This window comes from Vibrio sp. Scap24, from assembly GCF_013394185.1.
Lineage (GTDB): Bacteria > Pseudomonadota > Gammaproteobacteria > Enterobacterales > Vibrionaceae > Vibrio > Vibrio pomeroyi.
This window is the reverse complement of record NZ_CP041333.1, coordinates 722,912-739,219: the sequence shown is the minus strand read 5'-3', so window position 1 is coordinate 739,219 and position 16,308 is coordinate 722,912. Positions and strand designations below refer to the sequence as shown.

10 protein-coding genes are annotated in these 16,308 nt (G+C 45.3%); 6 read left to right on the top strand and 4 right to left on the bottom strand.

What is annotated here, in order from left to right; all coding sequences use genetic code 11:
- Positions 1-116: 116 nt before the first annotated feature.
- From FLM53_RS18865 to FLM53_RS18855, 3 genes are all read right to left on the bottom strand, one after another.
- Complete coding sequence (locus FLM53_RS18865) at positions 117-818, bottom strand: hypothetical protein (RefSeq protein WP_176679857.1); 702 nt, start codon at positions 816-818, stop codon at positions 117-119.
- Between the two features lie 129 nt (positions 819-947).
- Positions 948-2,378: a serine protease gene (locus FLM53_RS18860; protein WP_176679858.1), complete on the bottom strand. Its 1,431-nt coding sequence runs from the start codon at positions 2,376-2,378 to the stop codon at positions 948-950.
- Positions 2,379-2,985: 607 nt separating this feature from the next.
- The gene (locus FLM53_RS18855; RefSeq protein ID WP_370779663.1) at positions 2,986-5,550 is read right to left on the bottom strand and encodes a molybdopterin oxidoreductase family protein; all 2,565 of its coding nucleotides are present in this window, start codon (positions 5,548-5,550) and stop codon (positions 2,986-2,988) included.
- 520 nt (positions 5,551-6,070) lie between these two features.
- Here FLM53_RS18855 and nirB point away from each other — a divergent pair.
- The 4 genes from nirB to FLM53_RS18835 all read left to right on the top strand — a co-directional run bounded on the left by nirB (position 6,071) and on the right by FLM53_RS18835 (position 12,728).
- Entirely contained in the window at positions 6,071-8,653 is a 2,583-nt protein-coding gene (gene nirB / locus FLM53_RS18850) for a nitrite reductase large subunit NirB (protein WP_176679859.1), read from the top strand.
- Between the two features lie 127 nt (positions 8,654-8,780).
- The gene (nirD, locus tag FLM53_RS18845; protein ID WP_061031137.1) at positions 8,781-9,125 is read left to right on the top strand and encodes a nitrite reductase small subunit NirD; all 345 of its coding nucleotides are present in this window, start codon (positions 8,781-8,783) and stop codon (positions 9,123-9,125) included.
- Between the two features lie 198 nt (positions 9,126-9,323).
- A complete protein-coding gene (locus tag FLM53_RS18840) occupies positions 9,324-10,793 on the top strand; it encodes a NarK family nitrate/nitrite MFS transporter (RefSeq protein ID WP_176679860.1) in 1,470 nt (489 codons plus the stop codon).
- 144 nt (positions 10,794-10,937) lie between these two features.
- Positions 10,938-12,728 carry a bifunctional protein-serine/threonine kinase/phosphatase gene (locus tag FLM53_RS18835; protein WP_176679861.1) on the top strand — a complete coding sequence of 597 codons (1,791 nt, stop codon included), beginning with the start codon at positions 10,938-10,940 and terminating at the stop codon, positions 12,726-12,728.
- Positions 12,729-12,796: 68 nt separating this feature from the next.
- On the opposite strand, the gene cra is transcribed toward FLM53_RS18835, so the two are convergent.
- The gene (gene cra, locus FLM53_RS18830) at positions 12,797-13,801 is read right to left on the bottom strand and encodes a catabolite repressor/activator (RefSeq protein ID WP_176679862.1); all 1,005 of its coding nucleotides are present in this window, start codon (positions 13,799-13,801) and stop codon (positions 12,797-12,799) included.
- Between the two features lie 384 nt (positions 13,802-14,185).
- Between cra and fruB the strand changes: the two genes are divergently transcribed.
- Positions 14,186-15,319 (top strand): fused PTS fructose transporter subunit IIA/HPr protein, encoded by a 1,134-nt coding sequence (gene fruB, locus FLM53_RS18825; protein ID WP_176679863.1) that lies wholly within the window; start codon positions 14,186-14,188, stop codon positions 15,317-15,319.
- A gap of 9 nt (positions 15,320-15,328) precedes the next feature.
- Complete coding sequence (gene pfkB, locus FLM53_RS18820; RefSeq protein ID WP_176679864.1) at positions 15,329-16,306, top strand: 1-phosphofructokinase; 978 nt, start codon at positions 15,329-15,331, stop codon at positions 16,304-16,306.
- Positions 16,307-16,308 lie beyond the last annotated feature (2 nt).

Genomic DNA, 16,308 nt, shown 5'->3' with positions numbered 1-16,308 from the left:
GGGGGAGACCATATATGTGAGCAACGCAATACCGATGCTTCCGCATGCCACCTTAAACACAGAACGCAACGCATAGTAAAAATGCCACGCGTTGCGAATCACTCTTAAACAGTTTGTTATGTTGTTATTGCCAACCAGAGGTTTTGAATTGTTGCGGTATCAAGCTTTATCAAAGTAAGAACTATTGCTGTAGAACCTAGAAAATAAGGACCCCAAAGATCAAGGTTTTCTCTATATTTCAATAATGCTTCCAAACGGTACCTCAATTCATAAGAATAAAGCACTAGAAAGTCCCATCGAGTCCACTTTTCATTGTATCGGTTTAATGAAACGTCCTCATCTAACAACTCGCTACCTTCTTCGTTATGGTATTCCTTTTGATAGACAATTTTACGTCTCAAAAAGCCGTCAGTTTCGTACTTCGCGTCTTGTAGACCCGGTTCATCACCACCAAAAAGATCAATACCGTCTCCAAGCAACCCCGATATCTCCTCGGTGTGGTGGTTAAATCTAAATATTTTATAGTCAGACATCATTCTTTCAGCCATGAGTTTGAATAGCTCTTGATGATATTCATGTGCATAGCTGTAATAACGAATCATCAAAATGACGACAGCCAAGAGCAAAAATATGCTTAGCCCACCTTGGTTGGTAAACTCAATTTTAAAGATAAATGTATTAGCTTCTTTAAAGACAGCACCAGTAAATTGTATCGCAAGAAGTAACAACGACAGTGTGACCAGTATTCTACGCTTGGAAACTAATCCAGTATTACTATCTAGCCTTTCTCGAAATGCTTGTAATGATTCATTATTCATTGTTTTCTCTGTACTTCATTCAACAACATAACGCCGCATTAAGGTGTGAGCGGCGCTTGGCTATACTTGAGCGAAGCGAAACTGCCAAGCGTTGCGAATCACTCTTAAATGCTTTGTTAAGTGCCGGTATTATACTTTCATAGATAAAAGTTGAAACCTTATATCGTCGCATTCGCCGGACTGAACATTATATTTAAAATTAACTCTGTAGAATGGTCTAGCATAATGGTCATAATAAACATTATCTTCATCTTGTTCTTGATTGTGAAGACTACCAACTGAGGTGATTTCATGCTTATGATATTCATGTTCCACCTTAGATATTTGCAACCGAAGAAATACTATTCTCATATCAAATAATGCATTAATACCTAAATTCCCATCATCTAACAATGAAACAGACTCAATAGACAAGTCTTCTAGACCCTCCATGATGTAGGCATCAAAACAATTAAATAACTTTAACGTTTCCGAATAATCTTTTTTCATAAGAGCACGTTCAAAAATACTCTTCTCTGCTACTGATAAATATTTAAGACCTTCTTCTTCTAGAAACTCTTCAAAATTTTCGTAAGCAAAATCCGAAAATTCATAGTCGTCATTTCGAAGTTCAACACCAGCAGATTTTAATACTGACAACATGGAATCCGAACTTTGCTCTGGAAATTTAACTCGAAACGAACCATGTTCATCGAATCTTGCCTTTCCTAACAGTCGAGCACCTTCACCATTTGAAGCCGTCTGTATACCTGCTACTTCTTCTGGCCAATGACCTTCTGGCCATGGTGAATGTACTGTTGATAAAAGTGATGTCCAAACAAGAGAAACATATGTAGGGCCTTTCGAATCATCTTGACCTTCTAAACAAGAAGAAATAACACCAACTACTCTTCCTTCAGCATTAAATACTGGCCCTCCGCTCATGCCTCCTAAAGCTTGCATAGCAACTTCGATACAAGGTCCATTAATATGTCCCCCCCTACCTTCTAAGTATTGTTCAGTCACTAGTCCGGAAGTAATAAAGAATGATATGGTGGGTACACCATCATTTAATATTTCTCGATACCCTGTAGACCAAAGCCTTTCACCTATCTTGGGAACGGACACTTCAATGGGGGCGAAAAGGTAATCATCATTATCTTTGAACTTGGAGAAAGGTGAATATGATAAAACCCCAACATCACTGTATTTGGGCTCTGGTTTTTGAAATGGCAATAATTCTAAAGATACCTTTTGCTGAGCAGAGAAGTCTTGAGGCGTCCAAATTCTCATGCAGCTATCACTTGGAAATGTATATAATAGAGGATGTTTCTCTTTTGTTTCTTCTATAACATGAGTAGCTGTCAAGCAAAGCCCTGGGGCAATCATAACGCCGCTACCGATAATACAGTGTTGCTCATTGTCTATAAATCCAATTGCAACAATTAGCCCTTCAAGTCTCCATAAAGCCTCTTCACCAATTCCGTCAATTGGGTGAAACTCCGGACGTATCCATTTACAATCTCGATCTAGAGAATTGCTTTCAGGGTGTTCAATCATTGTTTGGAATGAGCTTTTCAATTGCATCTCTCATAAAATTAGTTTTCAGGTGAATTGGTATAGCAAGATTAGGCACTTAACAGCTATATTAGACAGAATAATTCTGCATTTTGTCCCTAAAACAATTCTGTCTAGTAATCTAAACTGTTCAAGCTCTGTCTAATAACCCATTTAATAACAGAATCTTATCTGATTACTTCTTTATCAAACATGACGAAAAGCAGAAAAATTCCATATATTTTCGGCAAAAAGTAGAAAGTGACACAATGTGTGAGTTAGCCGTCATCTTCTTCGTTGATTTCTTCGCCACAGCCTAGGCATTTGGGTTCAATATCTGTAGGCAGCATTATGATTAAGCCGCAGTGTGGGCAAAGATCGCCTTGGTTATACATCGTCACTCCTAAGTAGCGCTGAATTCGCCAATGTATGAAGTAAGGTCGGTTTTCTTGTTTTAGCTAACTTAGACATCAACTTACCTCTACCTAGAAAATACAGAACGACATACCAATGCGTGAGATGATATGTGAAACTTGTCGTTTAATCAATCGGTGTTGCATACTTAAAAACAAAAACGCCGACGTGATTGTCGGCGCTTAACTTTAGGTATTAATAGGTTAGAGGTAGTCGGCTACTTCGCCATGGTACTCAAAAACTCGGCTTCAAACTCTTCATCGGCTTCTCGGGTTAGGCATTCCACCAGCCAGTCGATGCTGTGATGGTCTAGCTTGCTGTTCACCACAAAGGCTTGCTTCACGCCAAATTGATCCAGCTTGGCTGAGCCATAGTTCTTGAACGATTTATTGCCGTGGTAATGGAGTGATTTGATTGCCTCTGCGTTGGGTTCTGGTAAAGCATCGAGGGTGTTGGCAAGTTGAATCACCAACTCCATTGGGTTCTTGGATGATGAGATGCGGTACAGAAAGCCGCCCTCCACTCTTTGGCGTACCCAATAATCAAAGCCGCTGCAATCCATCACTTTGTCGCTGACCAGTGCGGCTTCACTGCGATAACCACACGGCTCTACGACAACGGGTGTGTGTTTGAATTCAGGTTGGCCTGATGCCGCATCGGTATGAGGCAAAATCAGGTCGCATGGTTTGCTGTCTTTGGCGGTTGGGGCGTTCCAATGAATAGGCATGAATACTTGCTCCCGACGCATCTCTTTGGTTACCACTAAGCGTGCTTGGCATTCACCTTGTGCACTGCGCACTTTCACCACCGGATTAATAGTGGCGTGGTTGAAGGCATCTAACCCAAATTCATCTAAGCCAAGCTCTGCGACCGTATCTGGATGCATGGCGACAAAGGGTTCTGGTGTGTGTTCACCTAAACCTGCGGCTAAACCAGTTCGGCTCATGGTGTGCCACTGGTCTCGGATTCGGCCTGTGTTCATGATAAGTGGGAATTCGACACTGGTATCAGCAATCGGCTTGTCGTGCTCAACCGCGATAAACTGCGCTTTGCCAGATTCAGTATAGAACTCGCCGTCGGTGAACATGCGCTGTTCAATGATCTCTGGTTGATATTCAAGTACTGGCCATTGCTGTGGAGTGAGTTCGCCATAGCCTTTCTCATCTAACTGAGTAAGACCGATTAAGCACAAGTCACGCGCATTACCTGTTTCATTACCAAGCGCCGTCATCTCACAATATTCTTTGAAGATCTCACCTTCGTGGCGGTAATCAAACTGATCTTTGAATCCCATCTTTTGCGCGACTTCTTTTAATATCCACCAATCAGGTTTGGCTTCTCCAGGGCTTGGTAATACTCGGCGTTGGCGTGAGATTCGACGCTCAGAGTTGGTTACGGTGCCCGACTTTTCACTCCACCCTTGCGCGGGTAGCACCACATCGGCCAAGCGTGTGGTTTCGGTATCAGCAATGCAGTCCGACACCACCACAAACGGGCACTTCTCTAGTGCGGTTTTTATTTTTTCGCTATCTGGCAAACTCACGACAGGGTTGGTTGCCATGATCCACACGGCTTTTATCTTGCCATCATTCATCGCATCAAATAGGTCGATGGCTTTTAAGCCTGCGTGAGTAGCTAAGCTGTCGGTTTCCCAAAACTCACTGACGGTTTGGTGTGATTGCGGATCACCAAATTCAAAGTGCGCGGCTAAGGTATTGGCTAGGCCACCCACCTCTCGCCCGCCCATTGCGTTTGGCTGGCCTGTTACTGAGAAAGGCCCCATGCCCGGCTTGCCGATTTTTCCCGTCGCTAAATGGCAATTAATAATGGCGTTGACCTTGTCACACCCTTGTGTGGATTGGTTTACGCCTTGAGAATAGATGGTGAGCACTTTCTCATTAGAAGCAAACAGCTTGTAGAACTGTTCGAGTTGCTGCTCTGTAAGCCCTGTTAGGTCGGGAATGCTTTTGTCGCCCCAACCTGATTCTGTATAACGGTAGTGCGTTGCGGATCGAATGGCTTCAGTAAAGCCTTGGGTGTGATGTTCAATGTAGTCAGCGTCGAGCTGGTCGTTGTCATCTAAGTAGGCTAGCAAACCATTGAACAGTGCGACATCTGAGCCTGACTCCAACGCCAAGTGCATGTCGGCAATTTCACAGGTGTCGGTATAACGCGGGTCAATCACGATCACTTTCAATGCAGGGTTGGCTTGTTTGGCCGCTCTTAACCTTTGGAATAGCACAGGGTGACACCAAGCGAGGTTTGAGCCAGTGATAACGACGACTTCTGCTTGTTCTAAATCTTCATAACAGACAGGAACGGTGTCGGTGCCGAACGCGCGTTTATGCCCAACCACACTCGATGCCATGCAAAGGCGAGAGTTACTGTCGATGTTGGCGCTACCAATAAAACCTTTCATCAGTTTGTTGGCGACATAGTAGTCTTCAGTCAGCAATTGACCAGATACATAGAAGGCGACTGAATCTGGCCCATGTTCTTTAATCGCTTGGGCAAACTTATCTGCCACCAATTGTGAAGCCTCGCCCCAAGGCAATTGCTGTTGTTCGTTATCTACTCGCTGCATCGGCTGAGTTAAACGCCCAATTGGCGTTACGGTGTCGCCCAACGCTGCGCCCTTGGTACACAGCTTGCCATAATTCGATGGGTGGTCTTTATCGCCACGCACTTCCAGCTTCCCCGAAGAAGTGGGCCTCACTTCAATACCACAACCTACGCCACAGTAAGCACACGTTGATTTAATCCAATCCTTGTTTGAACTCATCACTCTTCCCTCGTGCAATGTTCTTATGTTTCTCATCTAGCCAACAGAGCGTCGTTTATGACCCTTGCTCAGCTATGAAATTTTGTCTTTTTAGTTACAGCAATTTGCACGCCACTATTTACCCCTTTCCGCAACAAGAAAAATAACCATCATTTACAAATACTTAAAATAAAATCACTTACAAAAAGCAATGTTAATTAAATGTAACTAGCGAAATATTGAGATTTTTGCACCATGTTGATCAAATTTGCACCACAAAGGCTCATTTTCATAAATATTCCCTTTTTTAAGCCTACCACTTTAGGGGTAATTGAGCTGTTTGTCATTTAATTAAACCACTGATTTAAAATGTTATTTTTATTTTTCTCGATATCTATTTCTATCTGGCATCCTACTTGCTGCCCTATTTACCAACAACTCAAAATTTACAGTTTTCAGTTCATTGGAAGAACAGCACATTATCCACCAGAGAGTGGGCAGTTTTAGAAACGCTAGGAAGCCAGCAAAAAAGGAATTTACTATGAGCAAACAAAAGATTGTCGTCGTTGGTAATGGCATGGTTGGCCACAAATTTATCGACAGCATCATTCAAGCTGATTCAGACCAATATGAAGTTATTACCTTCAGTGAAGAATCGCGTCTTGCCTACGACCGTGTTCAACTTACGGCCTACTTCAACGGTAAGACAGCCGACGATTTGGCTTTAACGAGTGAAGCCTACTACCAAGAAAACGGCGTTAAATATCTGATTAACGCACAAGTCACTGAACTTGATACAGCAAATCAAACGGTTATTACCGACAGCGGCCACGTTGAAAGTTACGACAAGCTGATTCTTGCAACGGGCTCATTCCCGTTTGTGCCACCGATTCCGGGTAACGATCAGGAGCACTGTCATGTGTACCGTACGATTGAAGATCTCGATGCGATTGAGCTATCGGGTAAACAGAGCAAATCGGGCGTGGTCATTGGTGGTGGCTTGCTGGGTTTAGAAGCGGCGAACGCGGTGAAGAACCTTGGATTAGAAACTCATGTGGTTGAGTTTGCTCCTCGTCTGATGGCGGTTCAACTGGATGATGGTGGCGGTGCCCTACTAAGACGCAAAATTGAAGACTTGGGTGTGCAAGTTCACACCGAGAAAGCGACCTCTGAAATTGTGGCAGGTGAAACGTCTCGCTACCGCATGAACTTTGCTGACGGTACACATCTAGAAACCGATATGATCGTGTTCTCTGCAGGTATTCGCCCGCAAGATGCGCTGGCTCGTAGCTCTGACATCGCCATTGGCGAACGTGGCGGCATTGTGATTGACGACAACTGCCAAACCAACCTAAACAACGTATACGCGATTGGTGAGTGTGCCCTGTGGGACAACAAGATCTTTGGCTTAGTGGCTCCGGGCTATTCAATGGCGAAAGTGGCGGCTAGCCATATCCTTTCTAATGGTGAAGATGAGAGCAGCTTTACCGGTGCTGACATGAGCACCAAGCTCAAGCTTCTGGGTGTCGACGTAGCCAGTATTGGTGAAGTGCACGGCAAAACCGAAGGCGCGCAGTCTTATACCTACAACGATGAAATTGAACAGGTTTATAAGCGTTTAATTGTCTCTGCTGATGGTAAGAAGATCGTCGGTGCTGTGTTAGTGGGTGACGCAGACGCGTACGGTTCACTGCTGCAAATCAAGCAAAATGATATGCCTCTGCCAGAGAACCCTTCTGTATTAATTCTTCCAAACCTTGCTGACGACTCAGGCAGCGCAATGGGTGTCGAAGCGCTACCGGACAGCGCGGTTATCTGTTCATGTTTCGATGTGACCAAAGGCGATATCAAAGAAGCGGTGTCAGCGGGTTGTACAACCATGTCTGCATTGAAAGAGACAACCAACGCCTCTACTGGTTGTGGTGGTTGTTCAGCCCTTGCGAAACAAGTGCTCGACAGCGAACTGAGCAACTTGGGTGTGGAAGTCTCTAACGATATCTGTGAGCACTTTGCTTATTCTCGCCAAGAACTGACCGACATTATCCGCGTCAACAAGATCAAAACGTTCGACGAGCTGCTTGAATCTCATGGTCAAGGCCTAGGTTGTACCGTGTGTAAGCCTGCGGTGGGTTCGATTCTCGCCTCTTACTGGAACGATTACATCCTTAAAGATGAACACATCGAGCTGCAAGACACCAACGACATCTACCTTGGCAACATGCAAAAAGATGGCACCTACTCTGTAGTTCCACGTATTGCAGGCGGTGAAATCACACCAGACAAACTGATTGTTCTGGGTGAAGTCGCGAAAGAATACGACCTTTACACCAAGATCACTGGCGGTCAGCGTGTCGACCTGTTTGGCGCGCAGCTTAATGAACTGCCAGCCATCTGGAAAAAGCTGATTGATGCAGGCTTTGAAACTGGTCACGCCTACGGTAAATCGGTTCGTACGGTGAAGTCTTGTGTTGGCAGCACTTGGTGTCGTTACGGTGTTAACGACAGTGTTGGTCTCGCGATTAAACTAGAGAACCGCTACAAGGGCCTACGTTCACCACACAAGATCAAATTCGCTGTATCGGGCTGTACTCGTGAGTGTGCCGAGGCTCAATCGAAAGACATCGGCGTTATCGCCACCGACAAAGGTTGGAACCTTTATGTATGTGGTAATGGTGGCATGCGCCCACGTCACGCCGACCTATTCGCGACCGACCTAGACGAACAAACTCTCATTCAATACATCGACCGTGTGTTGATGTTCTACACACGTACTGCTGACCGCCTGCAACGTACTTCTGTTTGGATGGAAAACTTAGAAGGTGGCTTGGAGTATCTCAAAGAGGTAGTGATTGAAGACAAACTCAATGTCGCCGCTGAGCTAGAAGCCGACATCGCACTCAATATCGAAAACTATCAGTGTGAGTGGAAAACCACTATCGAGAATCCAGTGAAGATGAAGCGCTTCCAACACTACATCAACAGTGAAGAGATGGACTCTAGCCTCTCGTTCATCAAAGAGCGTGAACAACGCTTCCCAAAACCTTCGGTCAATACGGACCAAGAAGCGGAACGTAACCAAGCGCTAAACAGCACTGAACAGATTGAAATTACGGAAGTCTCGTAGCCAGTTTGGTCGTTAGCAGCCCCTTCGATCTCGGCAACACGCTGCTAGCGACCTTCTTTCTTTACGACTTTCTTTTTTAGGAAATGGAACAAAATCAAAGCCTCAACAAATTGACAAGGAGACTGTCATGGAAAACTGGACCACTGTTTGCTCGCAAGAGGAACTATCACCCAATGCGGGTGTGTGCGCCAAAGTAGCTGATCATCAAGTCGCCATTTTTTACTGCAAACGCAGCGACAAGCTTTATGGCCTATCGAATTTCGACCCTGTGGGGAAAGCCAACGTTATGTCTCGCGGCATTATCGGCTCGTTAAGTGGAGAACCCTATGTGGCCTCGCCACTCTACAAGCAGCATTACCATCTAGAGACTGGCGCTTGTTTGGAAGAACCTGAACATGCCCTAACCCGTTTTGAAGTGCGTCGACAAGGCAATCAGATTCAAGTACTGGCACCCGAAGCGTTGGCAAGTTAGTCATCTGACGACAAATTAGCAATTCGCAACAAATGTTCAACTAACAACAAGTTATCGCCTAACTAAAAGGTTGTACTTTCAAATTCACCCATTAACATGCCTTAGCCGCCTATAATTAACAGTCTAGGCAAGCTACGGAGTTGGCATGTGGACGGCTAGATAACTCTAGACACTTTCCATATTTAAAGGATTTAAAACATGGATAACTCAAAATTTTCGCTGTTTTCGTTTACAGGTAAGATGAAGGTCTTACACCTCAGCTGGATGGCCTTCTTTATCACGTTTGTGGTGTGGTTTAACTTCGCACCACTGCTACAAATGGTAAAAACCAGCCTAGGATTGACCACTGAAGAGATCAAAACCCTTCTTATCTTGAACGTTGCCTTAACCATTCCTGCGCGTGTCGCCATTGGTATGCTCACCGACCGCTATGGTCCAAGGCTCGTCTACTCCTTGCTACTCGCGATCTGTTCGATCCCGTGTTTCATGTTCGCACTGGCTGATTCTTTCATTCAAGCTGCTATCGCTCGTTTCCTACTAGGCTTCATCGGTGCGGGTTTCGTGGTTGGTATTCGTCTTGTTTCTGAATGGTTCCCACACAATGAATTAGGTACTGCAGAAGGTATCTACGGTGGTTGGGGTAACTTTGGTTCAGCTGCGGCAGCATTCACTCTTCCTACCTTAGCATTAGTATTTGGCGGTGATGAAGGCTGGCGTTATGCGGTTGGTATTACGGGTGTAATGAGCTTACTGTTCTCAGTGGTGTTCTACAAAAACGTATCCGACACACCAAAAGGTTCTACTTACTTCAAGCCTGCTCAAGTAACAGCAATGGAAGTGACGTCTAAGGGTGACTTTTTCTTTCTACTCTTCATGAAGATCCCTATGTACGCGGCACTGGCTTTACTGGCTTGGAAACTGTCTCCATCAGGTATTGGCATGCTTTCAGACACAGCAGTATACGGCGTGTATGCAGTGCTTGCTGCCCTGTATGTTTACGAAGTGTCTCAGGTTTGGAAAGTAAACAAGAACGTATTTAAAGAAGAAGTGCCAGAGATTCACCAGTACAAATTTAAGCAAGTTGCGGTACTGAACGTTCTGTACTTTGCGACATTCGGTTCAGAGCTAGCGGTGGTTTCTATGTTGCCTCTGTTCTTCTCTGAAACCTTTGAACTAACGCCAGTTCTAGCAGGAATGGTGGCTTCGGCATACGCCTTCATGAACTTGATGTCTCGCCCTGGTGGCGGTTGGATTTCAGATAAATTCGGTCGTAAACCAACGCTACTTATCTTAACAGCAGGTTTGGCTGTGGGTTACTTCGCAATGGGTCAAGTAGACAGCACATGGCCTGTATGGCTAGCGGTTGTTGCTGCAATGGCATGTTCTTTCTTCGTACAAGCAGGTGAAGGTGCGGTGTTTGCGACAGTGCCACTGATTAAGCGTCGTATGACAGGTCAGATTGCAGGTATGACAGGTGCTTACGGTAACGTGGGTGCGGTGGTTTACCTAACAGTGCTTTCATTCGTAAGTTACCAGACTTTCTTCTTAGTGATTGCTGCAACAGCAGTGCTTGGTTTCGTTACTCTGATGTTCATGGAAGAGCCCAACGGTCAAATTGCCGAAGTAAACGACGACGGCAGCGTGACCTTGATTAACGTATCGAGCTAATCACTTATTGAATCGGGAGAAGTAACCGGGCTTGCGACACTCGGTTACTTCGTTCAAAGGCTCTGCATTCGCTAGAGCTTTTGTTCTTTCTCAGATTTGCTCTCAAGCAGATGAGAAAACGGCCAGTTAAGAAGAAGACCAGTTATGACGATTTCATTCAGCCAAGGGCAAGTCATCAAGCCAGAAAACAATAACCAACTGACTCTGAAGTTTGGTGGTTATTCGAATAAAGGCGTACGTGATGAAAACCAAGACGCCATCATTGTAAAACATCCGAAGACTCGCGTAGAGCAAGAGCTAAAAGGCAGTGTTGCCTGCATAGCCGACGGTGCCAGTTGTAGTGAACACGGTCAGAAAGCCAGTCACACCAGTGTGATGCAGTTTATTGACGACTATTACGCGACCCCACAAAGTTGGAGTATTCAGCGTTCAGCACAAAAAGTCCTAACCTCGCTCAATTCTTGGCTCTTCAACACCTCGGTTTCTAACATTCATCCCGCACAGCAAGTTAATCACAATGCCCTTGTTTCAACATTCAGCAGTGTGATTTTAAAATCGAACACCGCCCACCTATTCCATGTGGGTGACAGCCGTATTTACTTGCTAAGAGATGGAGAATTACGCCAACTGACCCGTGACCACACTCGTAAGAACATGGGACAGAAACATTACTTAACCAGAGCATTGGGCATGGATAATCAGCTCAATGTTGACTATCAAACCTTACCCATCAAGAAGAATGACCGCTTTATCCTCACATCGGATGGTGTGCATGAGTTCGTTTCCCCTAACACGTTTAAAGAACACATCGATAAACCCGGTGCGGATTTCGAATACGCGGCTCAAACCATCTGTAACACAGCACTAAGCCACAATAGCGCAGACAATGTGAGCTGCTTGATTGTCGAAGTGACTCACTTACCTACGCCGTCATTAATTGAATTTCACGAAAAGCTCTCTAAGCGCGCGATTCCACCAGCGTTAAAGCTTGGTCAAAGTATCGATAACTTTATGGTGCTTGAGGTGTTGTATGCGGGCACTCGAAGTCATGTGTATCGTGTGATGCAGAAAGAGACACAAACCGAATTCGTCCTCAAAGTACCTTCAGTTCAATACCATGACGACCCAGCTCAGCTAAGAGCTTTCTTTAATGAACAATGGGCTGGCATTTTGTTGAACAACAAGAAAGTCATGAAGGTTTACCCAACACCAGAGCACTCTCAATTCCTATATCAAATTTGCGAATTGGTTGAAGGTGTCACGCTAAGGCAGTGGATGTACGACAACCCTAAGCCCTCGCTCGAACAAGTGCGTGAGATACTCGAAAAGATCACACAAGGCATTCGTGTATTGCAACGAGCCGACATGGTTCATAGAGACTTAAAACCAGAAAACATCATGATTCAGCGTGATGGCGACATCAAGATCATCGACCTTGGTGCGGTGTTAGTAAGAGGGATTGAAGAGGGAGAACAAACAGACAAAGACCCAACACCACTCGGTGCGGTAAATTACATCGCACCAGAAAGTATTAAGTACAACACAGCCACCACAAGCTCGGATTTGTTCTCTATCGCGGTGATCGGTTATGAAATGCTGACGGGCGAATTGCCATACTCTGAAATGAGCGCACAATCTCTTAAGCAATCACGCCATCATCAATGGGAATACCAACCGCTGACCCAAAAACGAACGGACTTACCGGCTTGGATCGATTTGGTTTTACAAAAGGCGTGTGCAGAATCACCGACCGAGCGATATCAGGTTTTAGGCGATTTTGTAGCAGATCTCTACACACCCAATCAAAACCTAATGAAGCACAAAGCCAAGCAACCTTTGATAAACCGTCACCCTATTCAATTCTGGAAGGTGCTGGCTTTGCTGCTCGGCGTTGTGGCTATCGTAGAGTTAGTCTTATTGCTTGGTTCTAGCTAAAGGTTAAGCTCTGGCTAACTGCTAAACGAAAGCTAGCCGTTAAACTCTGACTAACTGTTAAACGAAAGCTAGCCTCGTTTGACTAAGCTTCTTGGCACAAGCTCAATACCTGCTTGGTAACGCTTAGCCGACGCGTTTAATGCCAAAGCAAAAGCGCTGTCTGCGATGACCTCAAATTGCTGCGGCAGTGAGTGAACCTTAAAGGGTAAGAAATCCAATAATCGGTTATCACCGAAGGTCGCCAGTTTCACTTGATTGATCAGCTCTGGCTTTTCAACCATCACATCCAATACACCTTCTAACAAGGTGTAAGACATAGTCACAATCGCATCGGGCACTGTGCCTTTTGTAATCCAACCCTCAAAAATCTCACGCCCTGATTCTCTATCAAAGTGTTCGCCATAACCCACAACCATCGGCTTGTTTTCGGTTAGCCCTGTTTGTTGAGTATGCGCTTTATTTGCGGCTTCAAAACCTAGCTGACGTTCGCGTGAGATATTTAAATCTGGCAGTGCACCTATCAAACCAACACTATGAATACTGTCATCAAGAATTGAGTGCGTCAGTTCGAAAGCAGCTTCGAAATCTTCACTGATTACACAAGCAAAGTGTTCATCGTCTAACGGACGGTCAATTGCAATCACAGGTGTGCCCGAGCTTTGGAGCTTTAAGTAGAACTCATTGGCATCTGGCATTGAGCTCGCCACCAGCAAGGCATCAATACGACGGCTCACCAACGCTTCTGCTACTTTGCGTTCGGTTTCAGCATCATCATCAGAACAGCCAATCAGTATTTGATAGCCTACTTTACGTGAGTTCTGCTCTATCAATTTTGCTAAACGCGCGTAACTGCTGTTTTCCAGATCAGGAATAATCAAACCAAATGAACGGCTATTACCAGCACGCAGCGACGAAGCAGCATGGTCTGGACGGTAGTTATACTCGTCTACCACCGCCATTACTTTCTGCTGAGTCTTTTCACTGATTCTGTATTTCTGCGCCTTGCCATTAATCACATAGCTGGCCGTGGTTTTCGACACACCGGCTAGTTTGGCAATCTCATCTAGTGTCATATGGGTGACCTGTATTTTGTGCGTAGGATCATATAACCAATCTTCTGATCCTTGGATTAGTTGAATTATATGCTGAATCGATTCAGTATAAAAGCTGAAAGGATTCAGCAAAATCTGAAAAGTGACTTCAATCATCCTTTTGAATGGATTGAGCGTCATTTGTCGTGATTCAACTTCTCGTTATTAACGAAACTGAAATTACGACACGCAGCAAAACTATTTTGAAAACCAAAATCGGCTTTGCTGAATTTTTTTACACCGAATGCTGAACCGATTCAGCAAGCATAAAGCAAAGAGCAAGCAAAGAATTAAGCTCCACGAATCTTGCTCTAGACTGAATCGTAGCGATACACAAATTCTCAAGCGATACGCTAAAGAGGCACCATGCTTAAATTATCAAAATCTGACATCACTCTTGGTCAAACGGCCGATGACAAATTCAAAGCTATCCAGAACATTGCTGGCGACCTAACCGCGAAAGGCTTAGTTGACTCTGGCTACGTTGAAGGAATGCTGAACCGTGAAAACCAGAACTCAACGTTCCTAGGTAACGGTATCGCGATTCCTCACGGCACCACTGACACGCGTGGCCTAGTAAAAGAAACAGGCGTAGCCGTTCACCACTTCCCAGAAGGCATTGATTGGGCAGACGGCAACCGTGTTTACGTAGCAATTGGTATTGCTGCGAAATCTGACGAGCACTTAGGCATCCTTAAGCAACTAACGAAAGTGCTAGCGGCAGACGGTGTTGAAGATAAATTAAAGCAAGCGAAATCAGAAGACGAAATCATCGCCCTACTTAATGGCGAAGTTCAGTTAGAAGCAGACCTAGACGCTTCTTTGGTTCAGCTACTGTTCCCTGCAAGCGACATGGTTCAAATGTCTGCTGTTGCGGGCGGCCTACTTAAGAACACAGGTTGCACAGACAACGCATTCGTTGCTGACCTAGTAACAAAAACACCGACTCACCTAGGCCAAGGCCTGTGGTTGTTGGGCAGCGATAAAGGCGTAACTCGCACTGGCGTATCGTTTGTTTCAACAGCAAACCACTGTGAGTACGAAGGCACACCAGTGAAAGCATTGGTCGCTTTCGCCGCTTGCAACAGCGCACACCAATCTATTCTGGCAAACCTAAGCAAGATGGTTTTCGAAGGTAAACAGCAACAACTGTTAACGGCTGACATCGCACAAGTGATTGGTCTTCTAAAAGGTGAAGCGGTTTCTACAGCCTCTCAAGACGATGACAACTGCGCAGTATTCAAAATTAAAAACGCACACGGCCTACACGCTCGCCCGGGCGCAATGTTGGTTGCTGAAGCGAAGAAATTCGAATCAACAATCCGCGTTTCAAACCTAGATGGTGACGGAAAAGAAGTGAACGCGAAGAGCTTGATGAAAGTCATCGCACTTGGCGTTAAACACGGCCACCAACTTCAGTTTGTTGCTGAAGGTGACGATGCAGCACAAGCACTTGAATCGATTGGTAAAGCTATCGCTTCAGGCCTTGGTGAAGGTTAAGGAATCGATATGTCTGATAAACAAATCAAAGCCGTTACCGTTACGCTTAACCCTGCCCTAGACCTGACAGGTGCTATCGACGCACTCAATGTAGGTTCAGTTAGCCTAGTAAACAAAGGCTCTCTGCATGCAGCAGGCAAAGGCGTAAACGTAGCAAAAGTACTTTCAGAACTTGGCGCTAAAGTGACCGTAACAGGCTTCCTTGGTCGCAATAACGAAGAAGCATTCTGCCAACTGTTTGAACAGATGGGCGCAACTGACCGTTTCATCCGTGTTGATGGCGCAACTCGTATAAACGTGAAATTGGTAGAAAACTCAGGCCAAGTTAGCGACATCAACTTCCCAGGTGTTCCTGTTGATGCTGACGCTGTTAAAGCGTTTGAAGAAACCTTGCTAGAACTGGCTAAAGACCACGAATACTTCGTGATTGCAGGCAGCTTGCCACAAGGCGTATCGCCAGAGCTTTGCGCTTCTTGGGTACAACGCTTGCGTGACCTAGGTAAAAAGGTGTTGTTCGACAGCAGCCGTGACGCACTAAAAGCAGGTATCAATGCACAACCTTGGTTGATCAAGCCAAACGATGAAGAGCTGTCTCAGCTGTTCAATGCAGAACTGACAACTCGTGACCAATGCCAACACGCAGGCCAAGCCCTAAGTGAAAAAGGCATCGATAACATCGTGGTGTCACTTGGCGCAGAAGGCGTGATGTGGCTAAACCAAGGTGAATGGTTACATGCTCAACCGCCGCGTATGCAAGTGGTGAGCACAGTAGGCGCAGGCGACACCTTAGTTGCTGGCCTATGTTGGGGTCACATGCAACAGATGCCAAAACCAGAACTTATTAAATTCGCAACCGCCCTATCTGCTCTAGCAGTTTCACAGGTAGGCGTGGGCATCACCAGCCAACAAGAGCTGGATTCAGTACTACAAAATATCCAATTACAGGCGCTTAGTGCTCCAACTAGCCAGTTAGACACAAGCAAATAGGA